17 protein-coding genes and 2 tRNA genes are annotated in these 18,345 nt (G+C 50.5%); 10 read left to right on the top strand and 9 right to left on the bottom strand.

Annotation, left to right across the window (positions count from 1 at the left end):
* Positions 1 to 24: 24 nt before the first annotated feature.
* Genes KV190_RS06740 through KV190_RS06730 form a run of 3 tightly spaced genes read left to right on the top strand, consistent with a single transcriptional unit; the run spans position 25 to position 3,190 of the window.
* Positions 25 to 1,251, top strand: a complete 1,227-nt coding sequence (locus tag KV190_RS06740) for a glycosyltransferase (RefSeq protein ID WP_460195169.1) — start codon at positions 25 to 27, stop codon at positions 1,249 to 1,251.
* An 18-nt stretch (positions 1,252 to 1,269) separates the two neighbouring features.
* On the top strand, positions 1,270 to 2,010 hold the full coding sequence (locus tag KV190_RS06735) for a class I SAM-dependent methyltransferase (RefSeq protein WP_460195168.1): 741 nt from the start codon (positions 1,270 to 1,272) through the stop codon (positions 2,008 to 2,010).
* 4 nt (positions 2,011 to 2,014) lie between these two features.
* Positions 2,015 to 3,190, top strand: a complete 1,176-nt coding sequence (locus KV190_RS06730; RefSeq protein ID WP_460195167.1) for a glycosyltransferase family 4 protein — start codon at positions 2,015 to 2,017, stop codon at positions 3,188 to 3,190.
* Between the two features lies 1 nt (position 3,191).
* Here KV190_RS06730 and KV190_RS06725 read toward each other — a convergent pair.
* From KV190_RS06725 to KV190_RS06710, 4 genes are all read right to left on the bottom strand, one after another.
* Positions 3,192 to 3,265: transfer RNA gene (locus KV190_RS06725), tRNA-Pro, on the bottom strand.
* 38 nt (positions 3,266 to 3,303) lie between these two features.
* Positions 3,304 to 4,188, bottom strand: coding sequence for an alpha/beta fold hydrolase (locus tag KV190_RS06720; protein WP_460195166.1), 885 nt, complete (start codon positions 4,186 to 4,188; stop codon positions 3,304 to 3,306).
* Complete coding sequence (locus tag KV190_RS06715) at positions 4,189 to 4,938, bottom strand: creatininase family protein (RefSeq protein WP_460195165.1); 750 nt, start codon at positions 4,936 to 4,938, stop codon at positions 4,189 to 4,191.
* Between the two features lie 9 nt (positions 4,939 to 4,947).
* Positions 4,948 to 6,198: an MFS transporter gene (locus KV190_RS06710; protein WP_460195163.1), complete on the bottom strand. Its 1,251-nt coding sequence runs from the start codon at positions 6,196 to 6,198 to the stop codon at positions 4,948 to 4,950.
* A gap of 295 nt (positions 6,199 to 6,493) precedes the next feature.
* On the opposite strand from KV190_RS06710, the gene KV190_RS06705 reads away from it, so the two are divergent.
* Positions 6,494 to 7,291: a response regulator gene (locus KV190_RS06705; protein ID WP_460195162.1), complete on the top strand. Its 798-nt coding sequence runs from the start codon at positions 6,494 to 6,496 to the stop codon at positions 7,289 to 7,291.
* 29 nt (positions 7,292 to 7,320) lie between these two features.
* On the opposite strand, the gene KV190_RS06700 is transcribed toward KV190_RS06705, so the two are convergent.
* On the bottom strand, positions 7,321 to 8,352 hold the full coding sequence (locus tag KV190_RS06700) for a D-alanine--D-alanine ligase family protein (RefSeq protein ID WP_460195161.1): 1,032 nt from the start codon (positions 8,350 to 8,352) through the stop codon (positions 7,321 to 7,323).
* Positions 8,353 to 8,424: 72 nt separating this feature from the next.
* Here KV190_RS06700 and petP point away from each other — a divergent pair, with 72 nt between their 5' ends.
* From petP to atpC, 3 genes are all read left to right on the top strand, one after another.
* Positions 8,425 to 8,619 carry a cytochrome b6f subunit PetP gene (gene petP / locus KV190_RS06695; protein ID WP_149817325.1) on the top strand — a complete coding sequence of 65 codons (195 nt, stop codon included), beginning with the start codon at positions 8,425 to 8,427 and terminating at the stop codon, positions 8,617 to 8,619.
* Positions 8,620 to 8,858: 239 nt separating this feature from the next.
* Positions 8,859 to 10,307, top strand: a complete 1,449-nt coding sequence (gene atpD / locus KV190_RS06690; RefSeq protein ID WP_286626204.1) for a F0F1 ATP synthase subunit beta — start codon at positions 8,859 to 8,861, stop codon at positions 10,305 to 10,307.
* Positions 10,308 to 10,374: 67 nt separating this feature from the next.
* Positions 10,375 to 10,791, top strand: a complete 417-nt coding sequence (atpC, locus tag KV190_RS06685) for an ATP synthase F1 subunit epsilon (protein ID WP_149817321.1) — start codon at positions 10,375 to 10,377, stop codon at positions 10,789 to 10,791.
* Positions 10,792 to 10,845: 54 nt separating this feature from the next.
* Here the strand turns inward: atpC and prfB are convergent.
* Positions 10,846 to 11,959, bottom strand: a protein-coding gene (gene prfB / locus KV190_RS06680; protein WP_460195159.1) for a peptide chain release factor 2 whose coding sequence is annotated in 2 segments (ribosomal slippage) — positions 10,846 to 11,883 and positions 11,885 to 11,959 — 1,113 coding nt in all. Because the reading frame shifts where the segments join, the coding sequence is not laid out codon by codon here.
* A gap of 189 nt (positions 11,960 to 12,148) precedes the next feature.
* Here prfB and ftsH4 point away from each other — a divergent pair.
* Complete coding sequence (gene ftsH4, locus KV190_RS06675) at positions 12,149 to 14,008, top strand: ATP-dependent zinc metalloprotease FtsH4 (RefSeq protein WP_460195157.1); 1,860 nt, start codon at positions 12,149 to 12,151, stop codon at positions 14,006 to 14,008.
* 243 nt (positions 14,009 to 14,251) lie between these two features.
* Here the strand turns inward: ftsH4 and KV190_RS06670 are convergent, their stop codons facing one another.
* From KV190_RS06670 to KV190_RS06660, 3 genes are read right to left on the bottom strand one after another with little or no spacing between them, the layout of a single operon-like run.
* Positions 14,252 to 15,718 carry a TldD/PmbA family protein gene (locus tag KV190_RS06670; protein WP_460195156.1) on the bottom strand — a complete coding sequence of 489 codons (1,467 nt, stop codon included), beginning with the start codon at positions 15,716 to 15,718 and terminating at the stop codon, positions 14,252 to 14,254.
* Between the two features lie 51 nt (positions 15,719 to 15,769).
* Positions 15,770 to 16,075, bottom strand: a complete 306-nt coding sequence (rplY, locus tag KV190_RS06665; RefSeq protein WP_250681861.1) for a 50S ribosomal protein L25 — start codon at positions 16,073 to 16,075, stop codon at positions 15,770 to 15,772.
* Between the two features lie 14 nt (positions 16,076 to 16,089).
* Positions 16,090 to 17,433, bottom strand: coding sequence for an adenylosuccinate synthase (locus KV190_RS06660; RefSeq protein ID WP_460195155.1), 1,344 nt, complete (start codon positions 17,431 to 17,433; stop codon positions 16,090 to 16,092).
* 142 nt (positions 17,434 to 17,575) lie between these two features.
* Between KV190_RS06660 and KV190_RS06655 the strand changes: the two genes are divergently transcribed.
* Positions 17,576 to 17,647 (top strand) — tRNA-Thr (locus tag KV190_RS06655).
* Positions 17,648 to 17,688: 41 nt separating this feature from the next.
* Positions 17,689 to 18,321 carry a Holliday junction branch migration protein RuvA gene (ruvA, locus tag KV190_RS06650; protein ID WP_460195243.1) on the top strand — a complete coding sequence of 211 codons (633 nt, stop codon included), beginning with the start codon at positions 17,689 to 17,691 and terminating at the stop codon, positions 18,319 to 18,321.
* The last annotated feature ends 24 nt before the right edge of the window (positions 18,322 to 18,345 follow it).

The following is an 18,345-nucleotide window of genomic DNA, read 5'->3' as shown; positions in this document are numbered from 1 at the left end:
ATCAATAGCAATCCTCGTGTCCTAATGATTATTCCTCAATTAGGCTATGGTGGAGCGGAAAGCTCATTTCTTCGATTGGCGAAATTCCTCTCAAACTACTACCAAGTTACTATTGGATTGATGTCTCTTAGTTATGGTGATCAAAGTTACACAAATATTAATTTAGATATTGAACTACCAATTATTTTCTTACACAATCAAGGAGAACCAAATCCAAACTTACCTAGTAAATTACTACGCTGGTGGCAGATGCTTCAAGAATTGAAGAATATAAAATCTAGTTATGATGTAACAATTAGTTTTCTTTCAGGCACAAACTTACTAAATGCTTTATCAGGAAGTATATCTAAAACAATTATCTCTGAACGTGGTTCAAAATTATACCATACGGGAATCACTCGATGGCAAAAGTTTCTGTGGTTAAGAGTACTAGATCCTTTTATCTATACGCGTGTTGACAAGATTGTTGCTGCTTCAGTTGACTACAGACAAGAAATTACTCAAATTGGCGGGAGAAAAATTATTTCAAAAGTTATATCTATAGAAGGTGGGATAGATTTAGACGATCTGATATCTCAAACAGATTCAGAGCCTGATGAAGATATTGCTAAATTTTGCAGCAAATCTACAGCTATTTACTGCGGCCGTTTAGATAAAGGAAAAGGTATTGATCTTTTGCTACCAGTCTTCTCTAATATATGTAAAACTTATCCAGATGCTCGATTTCTTATAATTGGCGATGGACCTCTTAAAAAGACTATTGTTGAAAGATGTGAAAAAATCGGCTTATCTATAACGACAACTGGTGATCCAAGTGCAAACGTTTTTTTGGCGGGATATCGATCAAACCCAGTAAGACATTTTCGGTTAGGAAATGTATTTTTAATGCCTTCACTACATGAGGGTCTAGGTAATGCATTGATAGAAGCACTAGTAACAGGCATCCCCATTGTTGCATCTGATTACCATTGGGGTGCTAGGTCAATCTTGGCGACCGAGTCAGATTTGAAAAAACTTACTAAATATCCCGTCAAAGAACCTCAAGCTGTTGCATATGGCACATTAATGCCTCTTCCAGTAACACCTTTAGCCTTGGATATGTGGACTAAAGAACTTCTTCGACATTTAAAGTGTCCTGCAATCAGACGAAATATAGATGAATCCTATTTAATTGCGTCAAAATTTGACATCAAAAAAACAGGATTAGAGTGGGTAAGGCTTATTAACTCTTTAATTGAAGAGCAGTATTAATTCTAAGGAGTTGTTCATATGGAAAATAGCAAAGAGCAGTTTCTTTTCATAAAGCGAGTAATTAATCGCATTGTCCGACCTTTTGGAATTAATCCTTTTCCTCGATCCTTCGAAAACCCTATAGCACTTAAAAGTGAGTCAGCAAGTGAAGTGTTTAATGAAATTTATCGTACTAATTACTGGAAATCATCTGAAACATATAGTGGTGTTGGCAGTGAGCTTAATTTTGTCTATCCCTATATTAAAAGATTAAGAAAAATAATCAATAAATACAATTTAGAAAATTTTTTTGATGCTCCATGTGGTGATTTAAATTGGATGAGTATTTTGATCAATGATGGAACTATTAAACAATATCATGGTGGTGATATTTCTGAAGAAGTTATTAAAAGAAATAAAGAAAACTATCCATACTTATCATTAGATGTCTTTGATATAACGAAAGATCTATTTCCAGCAGCAGATGTCTGGCACTGCCGTGATTGTTTTTTTCATTTACCCTTTTCTGCAATTTATAATGCGTTAGAAAATTTTCTTGATTCGGATATACCCTTTGCTTTAATCACAAGTCATCGATCTTACCTAATGCACAAGAATTTGGATGTTGGATATGGTGGATTTCGATTTCTAGATCTCGAGAAGGAACCATTTTCTTTACCAAAACCTATAGAAAGGATACCTGATTTCCGAGTTGCTTACGATTTTCCACGCTATGTTTGTCTATGGTCAAAGGAGCAGATTGCGGAGCTTAAGAGGTGATAAGATGAATAATTCTCTTAAAGACAAAAATCATAATAAGCCTACTATATTCCTTATTGATCATTCCTCTGATTTTACTGGTGCCCTCATGAGTGCATCAAATATTTCCTATGTCTTAAAAGAAAAAGCTCAAGTGTTTTTGGTACTACCTAAGCACTCTAATGTTCAGTCTTGTTCAAGGCTGGGTTTCACTAAATTATTATATTTACCTTTTCCTAAACTGAATCGCTCTCTAGTTTCTTTAATCTTATATTTCCCTACATTAATTATCTCTTCTTTGATGCTATTTCATTATATGAAAATTAATAGATCTAAAACTCTTTTAGTAAATGATTTCTATATTATGCAGGGAGCAATTATGCGTTTATGTGGATTTAATGGAAAAATTATAACTTGGATTAGAATTAACCCTGATAACTATGGAAAAATTAGTAATTTCTGGTTATGGGTAGTTCAGCAATCTTCTGATAAAGTCGTTGCTGTCTCAAACTATATTAGGCAAAAGCTCAAATTACCCATGCTACTTACAGCTCATGTATTATATGAATGCATTAGTCCTGATTTTGAAAATGAAATTCATAGTGAACCTCAGAGAGACTATTCTATAGACTTATATCATTCTAATGATGTTAATTTTACTTTTGTTTTTATAGGTAACTATATTCTTGGTAAAGGCCAAGAAATTGCAGTGCAAGCTCTGGCACAAGTTATTAAAAAATTTCCTCATGCTAAGGTAGAGTTTTACGGGAGTGACATGGGTCTGAAAAAGAATCAGGACTTTCACCAATCATTAAAAAACTTAGCTGCATCTTTAGGTGTTTCTCAGAGTGTACTATTTGGACCTTTTATTACCAATCCTCAGCAAGTTTTGCATGGGAAGTATGCCGCACTAAATCTATCTCGCTCTGAATCATTTTCAATGACAGTCTTAGAAGCTTCTGCCTGTGGATTACCAGTTATTGCAACTCGCTGTGGGGGTCCTGAGGAAATTATTGAGGATGGCCGCACAGGAATTCTAATACCAATCGATGATGTAGATGCCTGTGCAGATGCAATGATTTACCTGTGCAGTAATCCTCATCTAGCTCAACAAATGGGTAAAGCTGCTAGAGATCATGTATTGTCGAAATTCTCCCGAGATACTTTCCAAGATCAACTATTTGAGTTGCTTGAGATTTAAATCGGAGCGGCGGGATTTGAACCCACGACCCCCACTACCCCAAAGTGGTGCGCTACCAAGCTGCGCTACGCCCCGTTAAGCTTTACCAGTATAACACGATTTCAGAGAACATCCTAGCTGCTGACGGAAATCTTTCCTAGCGATTTCAAAATATGGGCATTCACCTGCTCAGATGCTTCATCTTGGGGGCAATGGCCAACCGCTGGCAAGGCGACAAATTCCTGCACACAGGGAAACTCAGCTAGCTTCTGCCCTTCATCAATGGGTTCCCAAGGGTCGGCGGCTCCCCACAGGAAATAGGTGGGGCAGGTGATTTGTGGTAGCAGGTCTTCGGGTAAGGGGCCTTGGGAATAACGGACAAAGGCTAGAAAGACATCAGCAGCCCCTGGATCTTGGGCAGGGGTGAGTAATATCTCGACCAGTTCATCGGTGACGGCGGCAGTGTTGGCATAGGCTTGCTGGAGAATGCGGCGCACAGTACGGGGTTGGGCAATTTGGCGGAAAAAGTAGGTGCCAAGGGTGCGATTCCCCAAAAGTTGCTGGAGTAGACTGGTTCCCCAACGGCGGTACCAAGGGAGTTGCGATCGCTTGCGATCGTGGAGCTGACGCAAAGAGCAGTTGAGCAGGATCAATTGACTGACCCACGCGGGCTGGAACACAGCGGCCTGTAAAGCGACCACACAGCCAATGGAGTTGCCAATTAAAACAGTGGGCTGACCAATGACCTCACAGCAAAAGTCTAGAACCAAGGTTGCCCACGTCTCAAAGGTGTAGGAGATGACTGAGGGAGCAGGTTTAGCGGAGCCACCAAAGCCCAGTAAATCAATGGCATAGACTTGATGGTGAGCCGCAAGGGCAGGGATGTTTTTGCGCCAATGCAAGCTAGAGGCACCAAAGCCGTGAATGAGAAGTAGGGGGGTGCCCTGAGTCCCTTGATGCCGATAGAGAATCGGGTAGCCGTGCCAATGCCACGTTTGAGATGGGAGAGAGACAGTCATTTAGTCGGCTTGCAGAAATTGACGGTAGCGATCGCTCAGCTCCTGAACAGCTCGCTCATAAAATTGCTGTCCATGCTCAGGGGTGGCCAAACTGGAATCTGCCCCCATACGACCATCGGGATAGCGGCGGCGAAAATCTGCGGCACTGTAGATGGCATGACTAGTATTGACTTCGGGATTGAGGGGCACGCGCTTAATGGCCTCTGGATAGAGAAATTGGGTCACCGCGACTTCACTGGGGGTGGCATGGGAACCCTCGCGATCGCCATACAATTCCCGTGCCAGTTGCATCACTGAACGACACATAAACCAGTTGGCCAACTCACAGCGCACCTGATCCGCCTCAGGAATTTGCAGATCTGCCAAAACGGCATAGGTCTCAGCAAAGGCCGCCTTCACTGTCGCGATATTGCCGCCATGACCATTAATGAAAAAGAAGCGTTGAAAGCCTGCCCGTACCAAGCTCACCAAATAGTCGCGAATGACGAGAATCAAGGTACTAGGACGCAAACTAATGGTGCCGGGGAAAGCCGTATGGTGTAAGGCCATGCCCACGGAAATTGTCGGGGCAACAAGAGCGTGGGTAATTTCTCCAACCCTTTTCGCGATTGATTGGGCACAGAGGGCATCGGTACCAATTAAGCCCATAGGGCCGTGCTGCTCCGTGGAGCCAATGGGAATAATCATCCCCTTGGAAGTGTTGAGATAGGCTTCGACCTCTGGCCAAGTACTCAAGTGTAGTAGGGGCATTCCTGTCTCCTAAATCGCATCCTCAAGAACGGCTCGTGTATTCCGCCACGCCCAAATCCCCGCGATCGCTACCACGCCCCCCATCCCCGCCATGACCACTGTCAGGCCAAGGAAGTCCGAAAGAATCCCCGCGATCGCCAAGGGCACACTGAGGGCAATATTGACAATGTTATTTTGGAAGCCAAAAACTTTGCCACGCATTGCTGCCGGCGTCCGAATCTGAATCAGGGTCTGCATGGGAATACCAATTAAAGATGCCCCCATTCCCAGCAAAATACTCAAGCCCAGACCCACCCACAGATAATGCACAAAGGCAAAGACCAGTAAGACGGCTGCCATCACCAAAAAGCCAATCAAAGGCAGGGGTCGATGATGTAATTTTTCCCCCCATTGGCCCAAAACCCCTGCCCCTAAAATTAACCCCAACCCTGCGGCGGCCAAGAGAAAGCCAAACTGATTGGGACGCAGGCCAATTTCCTGAGCTAAACTGACTGCCAACACCGTCAAGGCAGCAAAGACACAATAGAGAATGGTCAACTGGAGCATGGCATTGCCCAAGAGGCGATTTTTGCGCACGTAGTGAAACCCCTCCTGCAAGTCCTGCCAAACATTCAGGTGGCGATCGCGCTCATGAACCGCTTCTCGGTAGCGAATCGAGGCTAAAACCAACCCCGCCATGACGTACAGCGCACCAACAACAACTTCACGGGCATAGACACCCCCTAGAGCCACAGCACCACTCAGCAATGGCTCGCCGATGGCAAACCCCACGACGAGTGACCCCATCATTGTTGTGATAAAGAGGGCATTCGCCGAGAGGAGATTTTCCTCCTTCACTAGCAGGGGAATCGCCGCCTGTTCTGCCGGGGCAAAGAATTGCGTGAGGATGGACTCAGAAAAGGCAATCAGGAGCAGCAGCGTAAACCGCTTCGGAATAAAGATCAGGGCAAAGACCAGTAGCCCGCGCAGAATATTGGTAATGCTCATTAGCTCCCGCTTGGGGTAGCGATCCACAAACGTGCCCGCCGTTGAACCAAAGAAGACTGCTGGTAGCGTATTGGCAATCATTACGGCTGAGGCCTTAGAGCCGGGCAGTTCATAGCTGGCATCGTAGGAAACCGCCAGTGTAATTAGGAGGACAAGAAAAATTTTGTCCGCCAGTTGGGAGATGATTTGACCGCCCCATAACTTGAGGAAATTCTTGTTCCGCATCAGAGCAGCAAACCCTTCTGGACGGGGCTTGGGACCAGAACTTACCATTGCTGTTGCTCACTGACCATGAACACAAGTTTCCTCATCGTTACCAAAAATTGGGGCTGGCAGTCTGAATCCAATATACCGTCAGACCCTTGCCAGCGTTTGCCCTGTCTCTGTATCCTTTGAGGTTCCTTTTGGGCATTCTGAGGAATAGAGGTCGCAGAAATCACCAGATAGGAGGAAGTGAAAATACGAAAAATTACCCTTGCCTGTGTAGCACATGACACCCTACCATCTTAGGGTTAATAACCATTTAATTTTTTGCGGATAAGAAATTATTTTTTTAGAAGGGGAGGCCATGATGACTCAAACGCCAGCGGGTGCCCCACGCCCGGTTATTGCCTGTATTGATGACAGCCACACAGTACAGCGGCAAGTTTCTCTCATTCTGGAAACCTCTGGCTATGAGGTGTTGACATTTATGAACCCTACAGCGGCGCTACCCTCCTTAATTGCCAATCCTCCCCACCTGATTCTGTTGGATTTGAATTTGCCGGGGATGGATGGTTACGATATTTGCCGCCAACTGCGGCGATCGCCTCAACTAGAGGGCGTGCCAATTGTCATGCTGACGGCTAAGGATGATCCTGTCCATCGGATTCGTGCCCGTGGCGTGGGTGCTGTGGACTACATTACAAAGCCCGTTGCTCCTCAGGAGTTACTCAAACGGATTCAGAAACTCCTCAATGCGGGTATCGCGGCTCCCCCACGGCCTCCCGTGACGTTACAGGAAGGGACTCTGCTCTGGTCAATTTCGCACTTGCGCTTAATTCTGTCTCCTGAGCAACGGCAACAGCTCGTTCAGGCCACAGTCAAGCTGAAGCAGGCGATCTCCAAGTCCCCCAATAGCCCCAAACTCTATGCAAAGTTGGCTTTAGCCCTATATTTGGCGAATCAACTGGCAGAAGCGCGGGAAATCCTTCTGAAGCTCGTCCACTTGGCACCCGCAGAACTGAATCACCGTCGGAATCTGGCTTGGCTAGAGGAGCAATTGGGAAATACCAAGGGGGCGATCGCTCACTATCAAGACATTGTGCGCCACGATCCCCAAGATCAACGGTCACAGGCACGCCTCGCCTTTCTCCAAGGGCTGTAAGTGTTGCCTATTGATTCAATCGTGAATCCCTACCCGTGCCGCTCGAGCGCCAATTGCACCAAGCGATGGACTAATTCCGGAAAGGGCACACCACTCGCCGCCCACAGTTGCGGGTACATACTTAGGGCAGTAAACCCCGGCAGCGTATTTACTTCGTTAATTAGCACTTCGCCAGTGCTGGGTACATAGAAAAAATCAAAGCGGGCAAGACCAGCGGCATCAAGGGCTTGAAAGGCCTGTAGGGACATTGTGCGGATCTGCTCACTCACGGCTGGGGGAATCTGCGCAGGAATATGGAGTTGAGCGCGGCCATCGGTGTATTTGGTTTCGTAGTCATAGAACTCACTGCTGTAGGTAATCTCCCCCACCACCGAGGCTTGGGGTTTATCATTGCCGAGCACCGCGCACTCTAGCTCACGGGCAACCACACCCGCTTCTACAATAATGCGACGATCCAGTTCGGCAGCGGCCTCAAGGGCAGTTGTGAGTTGTTGGCGATTTTTGGCCTTGGAGATGCCCACCGAGGAGCCAAGGTTGGCGGGTTTGACAAAGCAGGGATAGCCCAATTCGGTTTCAATGCGATCGCACAAATGGTTGTAACGACAGGGATCCGACCATAGATCACTGCACTGAAGGGCGACGTAGCGCACTTGGGGTAAGCCCACAGCCCCAAAAACCGTTTTCATGAGAATTTTGTCCATCCCAATGGCTGAGGCGGCCACCCCCGAACCCACGTAGGGGCGTTGCATGAGTTGCAGTAGGCCTTGCATCGTACCATCTTCGCCATTGGGGCCGTGGAGTATTGGGAACCAAACATCAATGGTTTCAGCAACCGCAGGAAACTGCCATAGGGAGTCCTCTGGTGCTGTGCCCTCGGGGATGCCGACATGGTCTGTGGAGCGCCAGCGGCCATCTTTTTGGATGTAGATCGGAATCACGTCATAGCGATCGCGATTGTCGCCCTCGGCAAAGGCTTGGGCGATCGCTGCCGCCGACACCACCGAAACTTCATGCTCCCGTGAGCGACCTCCAAACAATAGCCCAACCCGCAGACGACCCATAGGACAAATCCGTGTGAATGTGACGGTTTCTTGGTACGATTTTCAAGGATTATACAAAGTTTGGGAGTTGCTATGGACGTGGGGCAAAAAGTGCGCGTCTGTCGAATTCGCGATCGCGTCGCCCAAGACATCATTCAAAAACTCGGCCAAGTGGGTCAAATTACTGGTTTTAAGATGACCGATGGCAGTGGAGTTGGCGTCATTGTCACCTTTGACGATCGCTCCAGCACTTGGTTTTTTGAGGACGAAATTGAAGTCGTCGGCTAATTCCTGCCCTGCCGCCTTTTTCGCAGCAACTGAGCGGGGTCAATAAGACCTCAAATCTGCTCTCCCACAGGATCCCACTGAATCCGATAGAAAAAGGCTGCATTAGTGGTACGTTGTATTGTGGTGCGCTTGCACCAAAAGCTGCATTCCACTTTCAGTCTCGATCGTTGTGCCCCTTGGGGAGCGATCGCCCTCTGAAAAAACGCAAATGAATTTACCTAGACAGTAGGCAAACGTCCATGGTCATATCAGCAGAACGAACCAATGTAGGCTTTATTACTCAGGTCATTGGCCCTGTCGTTGACATTGAATTTCCCAGCGGCAAAATGCCCTCCATTTACAACGCCCTGCGAATTCAAGGCAAAAACGAGGCCGGCTTAGACGTGGCTGTAACCTGCGAAGTGCAACAACTCCTTGGCGATAACCGCGTCCGTGCCGTTGCCATGAGCAGCACCGATGGCTTAGTGCGGGGGATGGAAGCCGTAGATACCGGTGCCCCCATCAGCGTACCCGTAGGGACAGCCACCCTTGGTCGCATCTTCAACGTGCTGGGTGAACCCGTGGACGAAAAAGGTGCTGTCAGTGCCACTGAAACCCTACCCATTCACCGTCCTGCTCCCAGCTTTACGCAACTGGAAACCAAGCCCTCGGTGTTTGAAACGGGCATCAAGGTGATTGACCTGCTCACCCCCTATCGCCGTGGCGGTAAAATCGGCCTCTTTGGCGGTGCGGGCGTCGGCAAGACCGTGATCATGATGGAACTGATCAACAACATTGCGACCCAACACGGTGGGGTGTCGGTGTTTGCTGGCGTGGGCGAACGGACCCGCGAAGGCAATGACCTCTACAACGAAATGATTGAATCGGGCGTGATCGACAAAAACGATCCCAGCAAATCCAAAATCGCCCTTGTGTACGGTCAAATGAACGAACCCCCCGGAGCACGGATGCGCGTCGGTCTGTCGGGGCTGACGATGGCCGAATACTTCCGCGATGTCAACAAGCAGGATGTGCTGCTGTTTATTGATAACATCTTCCGCTTTGTGCAAGCCGGTTCTGAGGTGTCGGCGCTACTGGGTCGGATGCCCTCTGCGGTGGGATACCAGCCCACCCTCGGTACCGATGTGGGTGCCCTGCAAGAGCGGATTACCTCGACCACCGAAGGTTCGATTACTTCGATTCAAGCGGTCTATGTACCTGCGGACGACTTGACTGACCCTGCTCCGGCCACAACCTTTGCCCACTTGGATGGGACAACGGTGCTCTCCCGTGGTCTAGCCGCAAAAGGGATTTACCCCGCTGTGGATCCCCTTGGCTCCACCTCCAACATGTTGCAGCCGGACATTGTGGGTCAGGAGCACTATCAAACGGCACGGGCGGTTCAAGCCACCCTCCAGCGCTACAAAGAGCTTCAGGACATTATCGCCATTTTGGGTCTCGATGAACTCTCTGAGGAAGACCGCCTGACAGTGGCGCGGGCACGCAAAATTGAGCGCTTCCTGTCTCAGCCCTTCTTTGTGGCGGAAGTGTTCACCGGTGCCCCCGGCAAATACGTCACCCTCGAAGAAACCATCAAAGGCTTCCAGATGATCCTCAGCGGTGAGCTGGATGATCTGCCCGAACAAGCCTTCTACATGGTGGGCAATATTGAAGAAGCCAAAGCGAAGGCTGAAAAACTCAAAGCCTAGGTTTCACAGGTGTCGATACAGGGTGGGGCAACCCGCCCTTTGATCATTGAGTGGCAAGGGAAGCGTTATGGTGATGACCGTCCGGGTAATTGCACCCGATAAAACCGTTTGGGATGCCCCCGCTGAAGAAGTGATTTTGCCCAGCACAACGGGGCAATTGGGTATTCTCTCAAATCATGCCCCCCTCTTAACCGCCTTGGAAACGGGCGTGATGCGGGTGCGCCAAGACCGCGAATGGGTGGCGATCGCCCTCATGGGGGGCTTTGCCGAAGTTGAAAACAACGAAGTGACGATCCTCGTCAACGGTGCGGAGCGCGGGGACACAATTGACCTCGAAAAAGCCAAGGCCGAATTTGCGGAAGCACAGGCTGCCCTCGCTAAAGCTGAACAGGGGGAATCTAAACAGGCCAAAATTCAAGCCACCCAAGCCTTTCGTCGTGCCCGTGCTCGCTTGCAGGCTGCAGGGGGCGTGGTCGAGATTTAGGTTCTTTCCCTGATTTGCTGAACGGCAATTGCTCCCCCTAGGGGGAGTTTTTGTTTAACTGGCCTGCTCCGTTTGCTGCCGCAGGTAGGCTTGGATAAAGGGATCAAGGTCGCCATCCATCACCTCTTGAATGACTGTCGTTTCCACCTCAGTGCGCAGGTCTTTGACCAGTTGATAGGGATGGAAGACATAGTTGCGAATTTGGTTGCCCCAAGCTGCCTCAACGGCATCACCGCGAATATCGGCAATTTCTTTAGCCTTTTGCTCTTGGGCAATGACTAATAGCTTCGCCTTGAGAATGGCAAGGGCTTTTTCCTTGTTTTGTAGTTGCGATCGCTCCTGCGTACAGCGGACGGCCAAGCCCGTTGGTTTATGGACAATACGCACTGCCGTTTCCACCTTGTTGACGTTTTGTCCCCCCTTGCCACCACTGCGGGAAGTGGTAATCTCCAAATCGCTTTCCGGAATCTCAACCGTAACGGATTGATCCAGTTCTGGCATCACATCCACGCCGGCAAAGCTGGTTTGCCGTTTGCCATTGGCATTAAAGGGAGAAATGCGCACAAGGCGATGGGTGCCCTTTTCAGAGCGCAGATAACCGTAGGCATAGCGCCCCCGAATTTCTAGGGTGGCTGACTTAATGCCTGCTTCCTCTCCCTCCGATAGCTCGGCTAGATGGGTTTGGTAACCGTGGCGCTCCGCCCAGCGGGTGTACATTCGCAGCAACATTTCTGCCCAATCCTGAGCATCCGTCCCGCCAGCACCAGCATTGATCGTGAGAATAGCGTTGTTTTTGTCGTAGGGGCCACTGAGGAGTTGTTCCAGTTCCCAGCGACTCAACTGGGCGTCTAACTCCTTGAGCAGCGTGGTCGCCTCTGTCACCAGCCCTTCATCCGGCTCTAGCTCCAGCAGTTCCAGTGCCGTTTCCACGTGTTCAATGGTTTTTTGCCACTGCTGAAGTTGGTTGAGGGTGTCTTTGGCTTCGGTCAATTGTTGGAGCGTGACTTGGGCGATCGCTTGATCATTCCAGAAGTCGGGCTGAGCGGCGGTGTGCTCAAGGTCGTGAATCTTGGCGTTTAAGGCCGCTGGGTCAAAGATAGTCCTGGGTATGACCCAGGCGATCGCGCAACAAAGAAAAATCGCGTTTGAGTGTACTTAAATCAATCATTCTACGATGCAAAAGAGAGGAATTCTGTTGATATTTTATCAAAGGCTTGCCCGCTTCCTCACTGTAGCGTCGGGCATTGCTAGACGAGCTTCGGGGTTGAGTGACCAAAGGTTAAGCTTCTTACCCTTGCCCTGTGTCCCTTCCAAGTGTCACCATGATCGGTAGGTGAACTCTGGGGAATCTAAACCTATGGCCATCAAGAACCCGCCCGAAGTACCCCGTAATCGCTGGATTGGTAATCTACTTCTTTTCGTGGGGTTGGGATTTCTCCTATTAAACCTACTTTTCCCCCAACTTTTTGCCCCCCGTCCACCTCAGGTTCCCTACAGTATGTTTATCCATCAGGTGCAAGAGGGGAAAGTAGCGCGTGCCTATGTCAGCCAAAATGAAATTCTCTACCAATTAAAGCCAGAGGAAGATAAACCGCCGCAAGTACTAGCGACAACGCCGATCTTTGACCTAGAGCTGCCGAAACTTCTACAGGAAAAAGGTGTGGAGTTTGCCGCTGCCCCCCCACCGCGCAATAGTTGGTTGTTGAATGTCCTTGGCTGGGTCATTCCGCCGATTGTGTTTGTGCTCATCTTTCAATTTTTTGCCAGTCGCCAAGCGGGCGGTGGTCCTCAGGGGGTTCTCTCCATCAGCAAAAGCCGCGCTAAGGTGTATGTCGAGGGTGCGAACACGGGCATTCGCTTTGATGATGTGGCCGGGGTTGAGGAAGCTAAGGCGGAACTGGTCGAAATTGTTGATTTTCTGAAAAATCCCCAACGCTATATCCAAATTGGTGCCCGCATTCCCAAGGGGGTGCTGCTGGTGGGGCCACCGGGAACAGGGAAAACCCTGCTGGCCAAAGCCGTTGCTGGCGAAGCCAATGTGCCCTTCTTCTCCATTTCGGGTTCGGAGTTTGTCGAGCTATTTGTGGGTGTCGGGTCTGCTCGCGTACGGGATCTCTTTGAGCAGGCGAAAAAGCAAGCCCCTTGTATTGTCTTTATTGATGAGTTAGATGCCATTGGTAAGTCCCGTTCCAGTGCCGGCTTTTATGGCGGGAACGATGAGCGGGAGCAAACCCTGAACCAACTGCTTACAGAAATGGATGGCTTTGATGCCACGGGGGCAACGGTGATTGTCCTAGCTGCAACGAACCGCCCAGAAACCCTTGATCCGGCATTGCTACGCCCTGGACGCTTTGACCGCCAAGTGTTGGTCGATCGCCCCGATTTGAGTGGTCGCGAGGCAATTTTGAAAATTCATGCCAAAAAGGTGAAACTGGCTCCTGAAGTCGATCTGCACGCGATCGCTGCCCGTACACCGGGGTTTGCTGGCGCAGACTTGGCCAACCTAGTCAATGAAGCAGCCCTACTGGCGGCGCGCAATCAACGGGAAGTGGTGACGCAGCAGGACTTTGCCGAAGCCATTGAACGCATTGTGGCGGGTCTGGAGAAAAAAAGCCGTGTCCTCAACGACAAAGAGAAGAAAATTGTCGCCTACCATGAAGTCGGTCATGCCCTTGTCGGGTGTGCGCTGCCGGGCAGTGGTCGGGTAGAGAAAATCTCGATTGTGCCCCGTGGCATGGCGGCCCTTGGTTACACATTGCAGTTGCCGACGGAGGATCGCTTCCTGCTTGATGAGCAAGAACTGCGTGCCCAAATTGCCACGTTGCTGGGGGGGCGATCGGCAGAGGAGATTGTCTTTGGTACGATCACAACTGGGGCCGCTAATGATCTGCAACGGGCAACAGATTTGGCAGAGCGGATGGTGCGCAGCTACGGTATGAGCAAAGTCCTTGGCCCCCTTGCCTTTGAGCAACAACAGGCGAGCTTTTTGACGAACAATGGCATGATGCTACGGGCAGTCAGTGAGGAAACCGCTCAAGCCATCGATCGCGAAGTCAAAGAAATTGTCGAGTCAGCTCACCAGCAGGCGCTCAGTATTCTGAAGGAGAACCGTGACCTTCTCGAAGCGATCGCCCAAAAACTCTTGGAAAAAGAAGTGATTGAGGGTGAAGAACTCCACGAACTACTGGCTCAAGTGAAAACTCCCACTGCTGCCTAACCAAGGGAGCCGCAAAAATCAAAGAAAATGCCAAAAAAAAGACCAGCGAATTACTGGTCATTCAGTCCAATGTTTTTGTCTCAGAAGAGAAGTTAAGGCGCACACAAAGCGGTGAGGGCGATCAAAAAGCTGCACTGCCTTAGCTCCCCTTCTTCTTCCATGATAATGTAGCGAGAGTCACAAAAATTCACATATAAAATCTTTAGGCATTTCTACTCAAACCCATAACCGCAGGTAATCAGTTTAGCGGCCACCGACGGTAATGGCATCGACTTTGATGTGGGGTTGACCAACGGTGACGTAGATACTACCGCTAATCGAGCCACAGAAACCAGGGGCAAGGGCGAGATCGTTGGCAGACATTGAAATGCGCTGCATGATTTCCTTGGCTTCGCCAATCAGTGTGGCTCCCTTGAGGGGGTGTTTGATCTGGCCATTTTCAATCCAGTAGGCTTCCTCAACGGCAAAGTTAAATTGGCCTGTGGCACCGACACTGCCGCCCCCCATGCGTTTGCAGTAAATGCCGCGATCAATGGAGGCCATCAAGTCCTCAACACTGTATTCACCGGGGGCAATGTAGGTATTGCGCATCCGCGAAGCGGCGGCATAGGTATAACTTTGGCGGCGGCCACTGCCCGTGCGAGGGTGCCCTGTGCGCATCGAACCCGCGCGATCGCTCAGGAAATTCTTGAGGATGCCATTTTCAATCAGCAATGTGCGCTGCGTTGGCATCCCCTCATCGTCCATATCAATACTGCCAAAGGCACCGCTGGTCATGCCCTCATCCCAAGCGGTCAAGTTTTCATGGGCAATTTTTTCGCCTTTTTTATCAGCAAAGGGGGTCGTGCCCCGCTCAATTTGAGTGGTTTCCAAGAGGTGACCACAGGCTTCATGGAAGATCACCCCGCCAAATTGGTTGGCCATGATCACCGGATAAGTGCCCGATTCTACATAGTCGGCATAGAGCATTTTGCCTGCCGCTTCGGCAACGGTATCGGCCAACGTGGTGTAGTCCCACTGGCGCAAAAAGTCGGGATTACTGGTATCGCCATTGCGCTCACCAATGGAAGCGCGGTGTTCACCATCAGCACAGAGAACAGAGGCCACGGCTGACTGGGTAAGGCGAATATCGCGACCAAAGGTGCCATCACTGGCGGCCACCATCACCTCTTGCCAATCACGAAAATAACTAAGGCGGCGGGATTGTAGATGTTGGGTTTTCTGACGCAGGCGATCGCTCCCCGCCAGCAAAATATCGGCCACTTCAGCAATAGAACTACAGGTGGCCAGCCAGCCTTCCTTGCGGCCTTGGGCATAGTCCCGCAGCAATTCAAGGTGGATTTCAGGCACATAGGCTTGGGGACTGGGCAAGAGCAACCCCATTAAGCCCAGAGCCTTTTCGAGAGCCGCCCGCAACCCCTTGAAGCTGAGGTCATTGGTGCTCACATAGCAATCACTGGTACCGCGAAAAACGCGAATACCGGCCCCTAAGCTCAAGCGAGGGGAAACACTCGTCAGGCGATCGTCCTCAACAAGGGTACTGAGGTAATGATTGCGCTCAAGGAAAATCTCGACAAAATCAGCGCCAGCCGCCCGCCCAAGGCCAAGGAGCGTAGCGAGGGGAGACTCCCAAGAGCCATCAAAGCGATCGCCTTCGGGGGAATAGTTAAGGTGGGCAAGATCCGCAGAACGAAGTAGCGTGGCTGGCATTGTTAACAATCACTTAACATATCCCCACTATAGCAAATTCCCCCTTGCCGCCTAGTTTTCAGCTTTGGCTAAAAAGGAGAGGTGATAGAGGGTATCCTTAGCGGGGTGGGCTTGCACCTCTTGGAGCACCACTGTTCCCTGCCACGGCAGATCGGGGATCGAAAGCTGGATCGGGGTTTTCTGGGGACGGGCATCCCGCACCAAAAATTCGGCAGCATGGGTATCCACCACCAAGGAAATCGAAGACTCAATCGTCGGGCCGTAGAGGACGGCAGGGGTTTTGCCCTCACGGCGTAGGGCATTGGGTTTGGCATCGGCAGGGCGTAGTTGCCCCTCAATAGCTAAGGAACGAGACATTGCTGCAACTCCAATTAAGATAAAACGGGATGGACTTGGGTGCCATCATCCTTGAGGAGTGCCCGTTTCGGACCATGGATCGGATCCTCAACAATGATGGTTTGGCTGCGCTCTGCCCCCAACGAGACAATGGCGATGGGCACAGACATAATTTCAGCCAAAAACTTGAGATAGTTCAATGCCGCCTTGGGCAGATCATCAAGGGAGCGGCAATGACTGGTGGATTGCTGCCACCCCGGCAGGGTTTCATAGATGGGACGACAGCGGGCAAATTTGAGGGCATTGCTAGGGAAGTGTTCGCAGCGTTCACCGTCAATATCGTAGGCGACACAGACTTTGATCTCTGGCAGCTCATCGAGGACATCGAGCTTCGTAATTGCCAAGCAATCGAGACCATTGATGCGCACAGCATAACGGCCAATCACGGCATCAAACCAACCACAGCGGCGGCGGCGTCCAGTTGTGGTACCAAATTCAGCACCGCGATCGCCTAGGAGTTCTCCCACTTCATCCAGCAGTTCCGTTGGAAAAGGCCCTTCGCCGACCCGCGTCGTATAGGCTTTGGCCACACCAATCACGCGGTCAATCATCGTCGGACCAATCCCCGCCCCGACACAGGCACCCCCGGCCACAGGGTTTGAGGAGGTGACGTAGGGATAGGTCCCATGGTCAAGGTCTAAGAGGGTACCTTGGGCACCTTCAAAGAGAATGTTGCGCCGCCGGCGGATGGCATCATCGAGCACGAGGGAACCATCGACAATGTGCGATCGCAGGCGCTCACCGTAGGCACAGTACTCTTCAATAATTGGCTGGGGTTCAAGGGGAGCCAGTCCGTAGAGCTTTTCGAGGATCAAATTCTTTTGGGCGATCGCCCACTCCAGCTTGGCCGCCAACTGCTCAGCATCCAGCAGATCCAGCATGCGGATTCCCGTGCGCTCCGATTTATCGGCATAGGTAGGGCCAATGCCCCGTCCTGTGGTACCAATGCGCCGCGAGCCACGCCGTTCTTCGGCAGCAATATCCAACTGGCGATGGTAGGGCATCGTCACATGGGCTGTTTCTGCAATCAGCAGATTCTCCGTGCTCACCCCCAACTGTTCCAGTTGCTCGAGTTCCTCAAGGAGCACCTTAGGATCCACCACCGTTCCCGCCCCAATGATGCACTGGGTATCGGGGTAGAGAATCCCTGACGGAATCAGGTGCAATTTCAGGGTCTGGTCCTTGACGACAATCGTGTGACCTGCGTTGACACCGCCCTGATAGCGGACTACCACATCGGCAGACTTGCTCAGGAGATCGGTGATTTTACCCTTGCCTTCATCGCCCCACTGGGCACCAACAACGACGACGTTTGCCAAGTGATTTTCTTAACTCGTTAATTAACACAATCGTCTATTGTAACCCTTGGGGCAAATGCACACAAGCGCGCGATCGCAAAAATTTTCCTATTGTCCTGCCCGTCCTAGGGGCGATCGTGCTAGCATATATAATGCTTTGAATGCCGATGTAGCTCAGTGGTAGAGCACTCGATTCGTAATCGAGCGGTCGTGAGTTCGAATCTCATCATCGGCTTGGCTGCCCCCTTTGCAACCATCTGCGAGCAGAAACAGACTGTGTTTGCCTACCTCAGAGGAACTGTTGTCGGCCATCAATCGGAGGGTGGCCATCGCTCGGCCCTGATTCTAGACGTGAATGGGGTCGGCTATCGCTTACTGGTCACATCCCATCTGTTGCGGCAATACCCGCCGAGTGCTGAGGTGGTGCAGATTTTTACCCATCTCAGTGTCCGCGAAGATCAGATGCTCCTCTATGGCTTTGCCTCGGCAGCAGAGCGGGATCTCTTTTTGTGTTTGATCCGTGTCAATGGGGTTGGGCCACAGATGGCGCTATCGCTGCTGGATACACTGCCCTTGCCAGAACTCGTCCAAGCAATTGTGAGTGGCAATACCCGTCGTCTCAGCCGCGCCCCCGGAGTGGGCAATAAAACCGCTGAGCGCATTGCCTTGGAACTGAAAGCCGCCCTGAGTGCTTGGCGACAGGAAACGGGGTTAACAACGGCTCCCGCTGGCCTGCCCACGGAAGCGATTCGTGAAGAACTGGAGTTAACTCTCTTGGCCTTGGGCTATAGCGATCGCGAGATTGAAGCCGCCCTTACTGCCGTCGGCCAAACGAGCACCCTCGCCAAGAATAGCGATCTAGAGGCATGGCTACGGGAAGCCATCACATGGTTAAGTGCCAATACCTAGGCCATAGAATGAAAAAGACTACGC

The organism is Thermosynechococcus sp. FA-CM-4201, from assembly GCF_054689355.1.
Note: the sequence above shows the minus strand (reverse complement) of the source record. Positions and strands in the feature narration are given on the sequence as shown.

Bases quoted from the DNA above. Each gene is read 5' to 3' on its own strand.
- KV190_RS06740 (WP_460195169.1), top strand. From the start codon at position 25: ATGATTATTCCTCAATTAGGCTATGGTGGAGCGGAAAGCTCATTTCTT.
- KV190_RS06735 (WP_460195168.1), top strand. From the start codon at position 1,270: ATGGAAAATAGCAAAGAGCAGTTTCTTTTCATAAAGCGAGTAATTAAT.
- KV190_RS06730 (WP_460195167.1), top strand. From the start codon at position 2,015: ATGAATAATTCTCTTAAAGACAAAAATCATAATAAGCCTACTATATTC.
- KV190_RS06720 (WP_460195166.1), bottom strand. From the start codon at position 4,188: ATGACTGTCTCTCTCCCATCTCAAACGTGGCATTGGCACGGCTACCCG.
- KV190_RS06715 (WP_460195165.1), bottom strand. From the start codon at position 4,938: ATGCCCCTACTACACTTGAGTACTTGGCCAGAGGTCGAAGCCTATCTC.
- KV190_RS06710 (WP_460195163.1), bottom strand. From the start codon at position 6,198: ATGGTAAGTTCTGGTCCCAAGCCCCGTCCAGAAGGGTTTGCTGCTCTG.
- KV190_RS06705 (WP_460195162.1), top strand. From the start codon at position 6,494: ATGATGACTCAAACGCCAGCGGGTGCCCCACGCCCGGTTATTGCCTGT.
- KV190_RS06700 (WP_460195161.1), bottom strand. From the start codon at position 8,352: ATGGGTCGTCTGCGGGTTGGGCTATTGTTTGGAGGTCGCTCACGGGAG.
- petP (WP_149817325.1), top strand. From the start codon at position 8,425: ATGGACGTGGGGCAAAAAGTGCGCGTCTGTCGAATTCGCGATCGCGTC.
- atpD (WP_286626204.1), top strand. From the start codon at position 8,859: ATGGTCATATCAGCAGAACGAACCAATGTAGGCTTTATTACTCAGGTC.
- atpC (WP_149817321.1), top strand. From the start codon at position 10,375: ATGGTGATGACCGTCCGGGTAATTGCACCCGATAAAACCGTTTGGGAT.
- ftsH4 (WP_460195157.1), top strand. From the start codon at position 12,149: ATGGCCATCAAGAACCCGCCCGAAGTACCCCGTAATCGCTGGATTGGT.
- KV190_RS06670 (WP_460195156.1), bottom strand. From the start codon at position 15,718: ATGCCAGCCACGCTACTTCGTTCTGCGGATCTTGCCCACCTTAACTAT.
- rplY (WP_250681861.1), bottom strand. From the start codon at position 16,075: ATGTCTCGTTCCTTAGCTATTGAGGGGCAACTACGCCCTGCCGATGCC.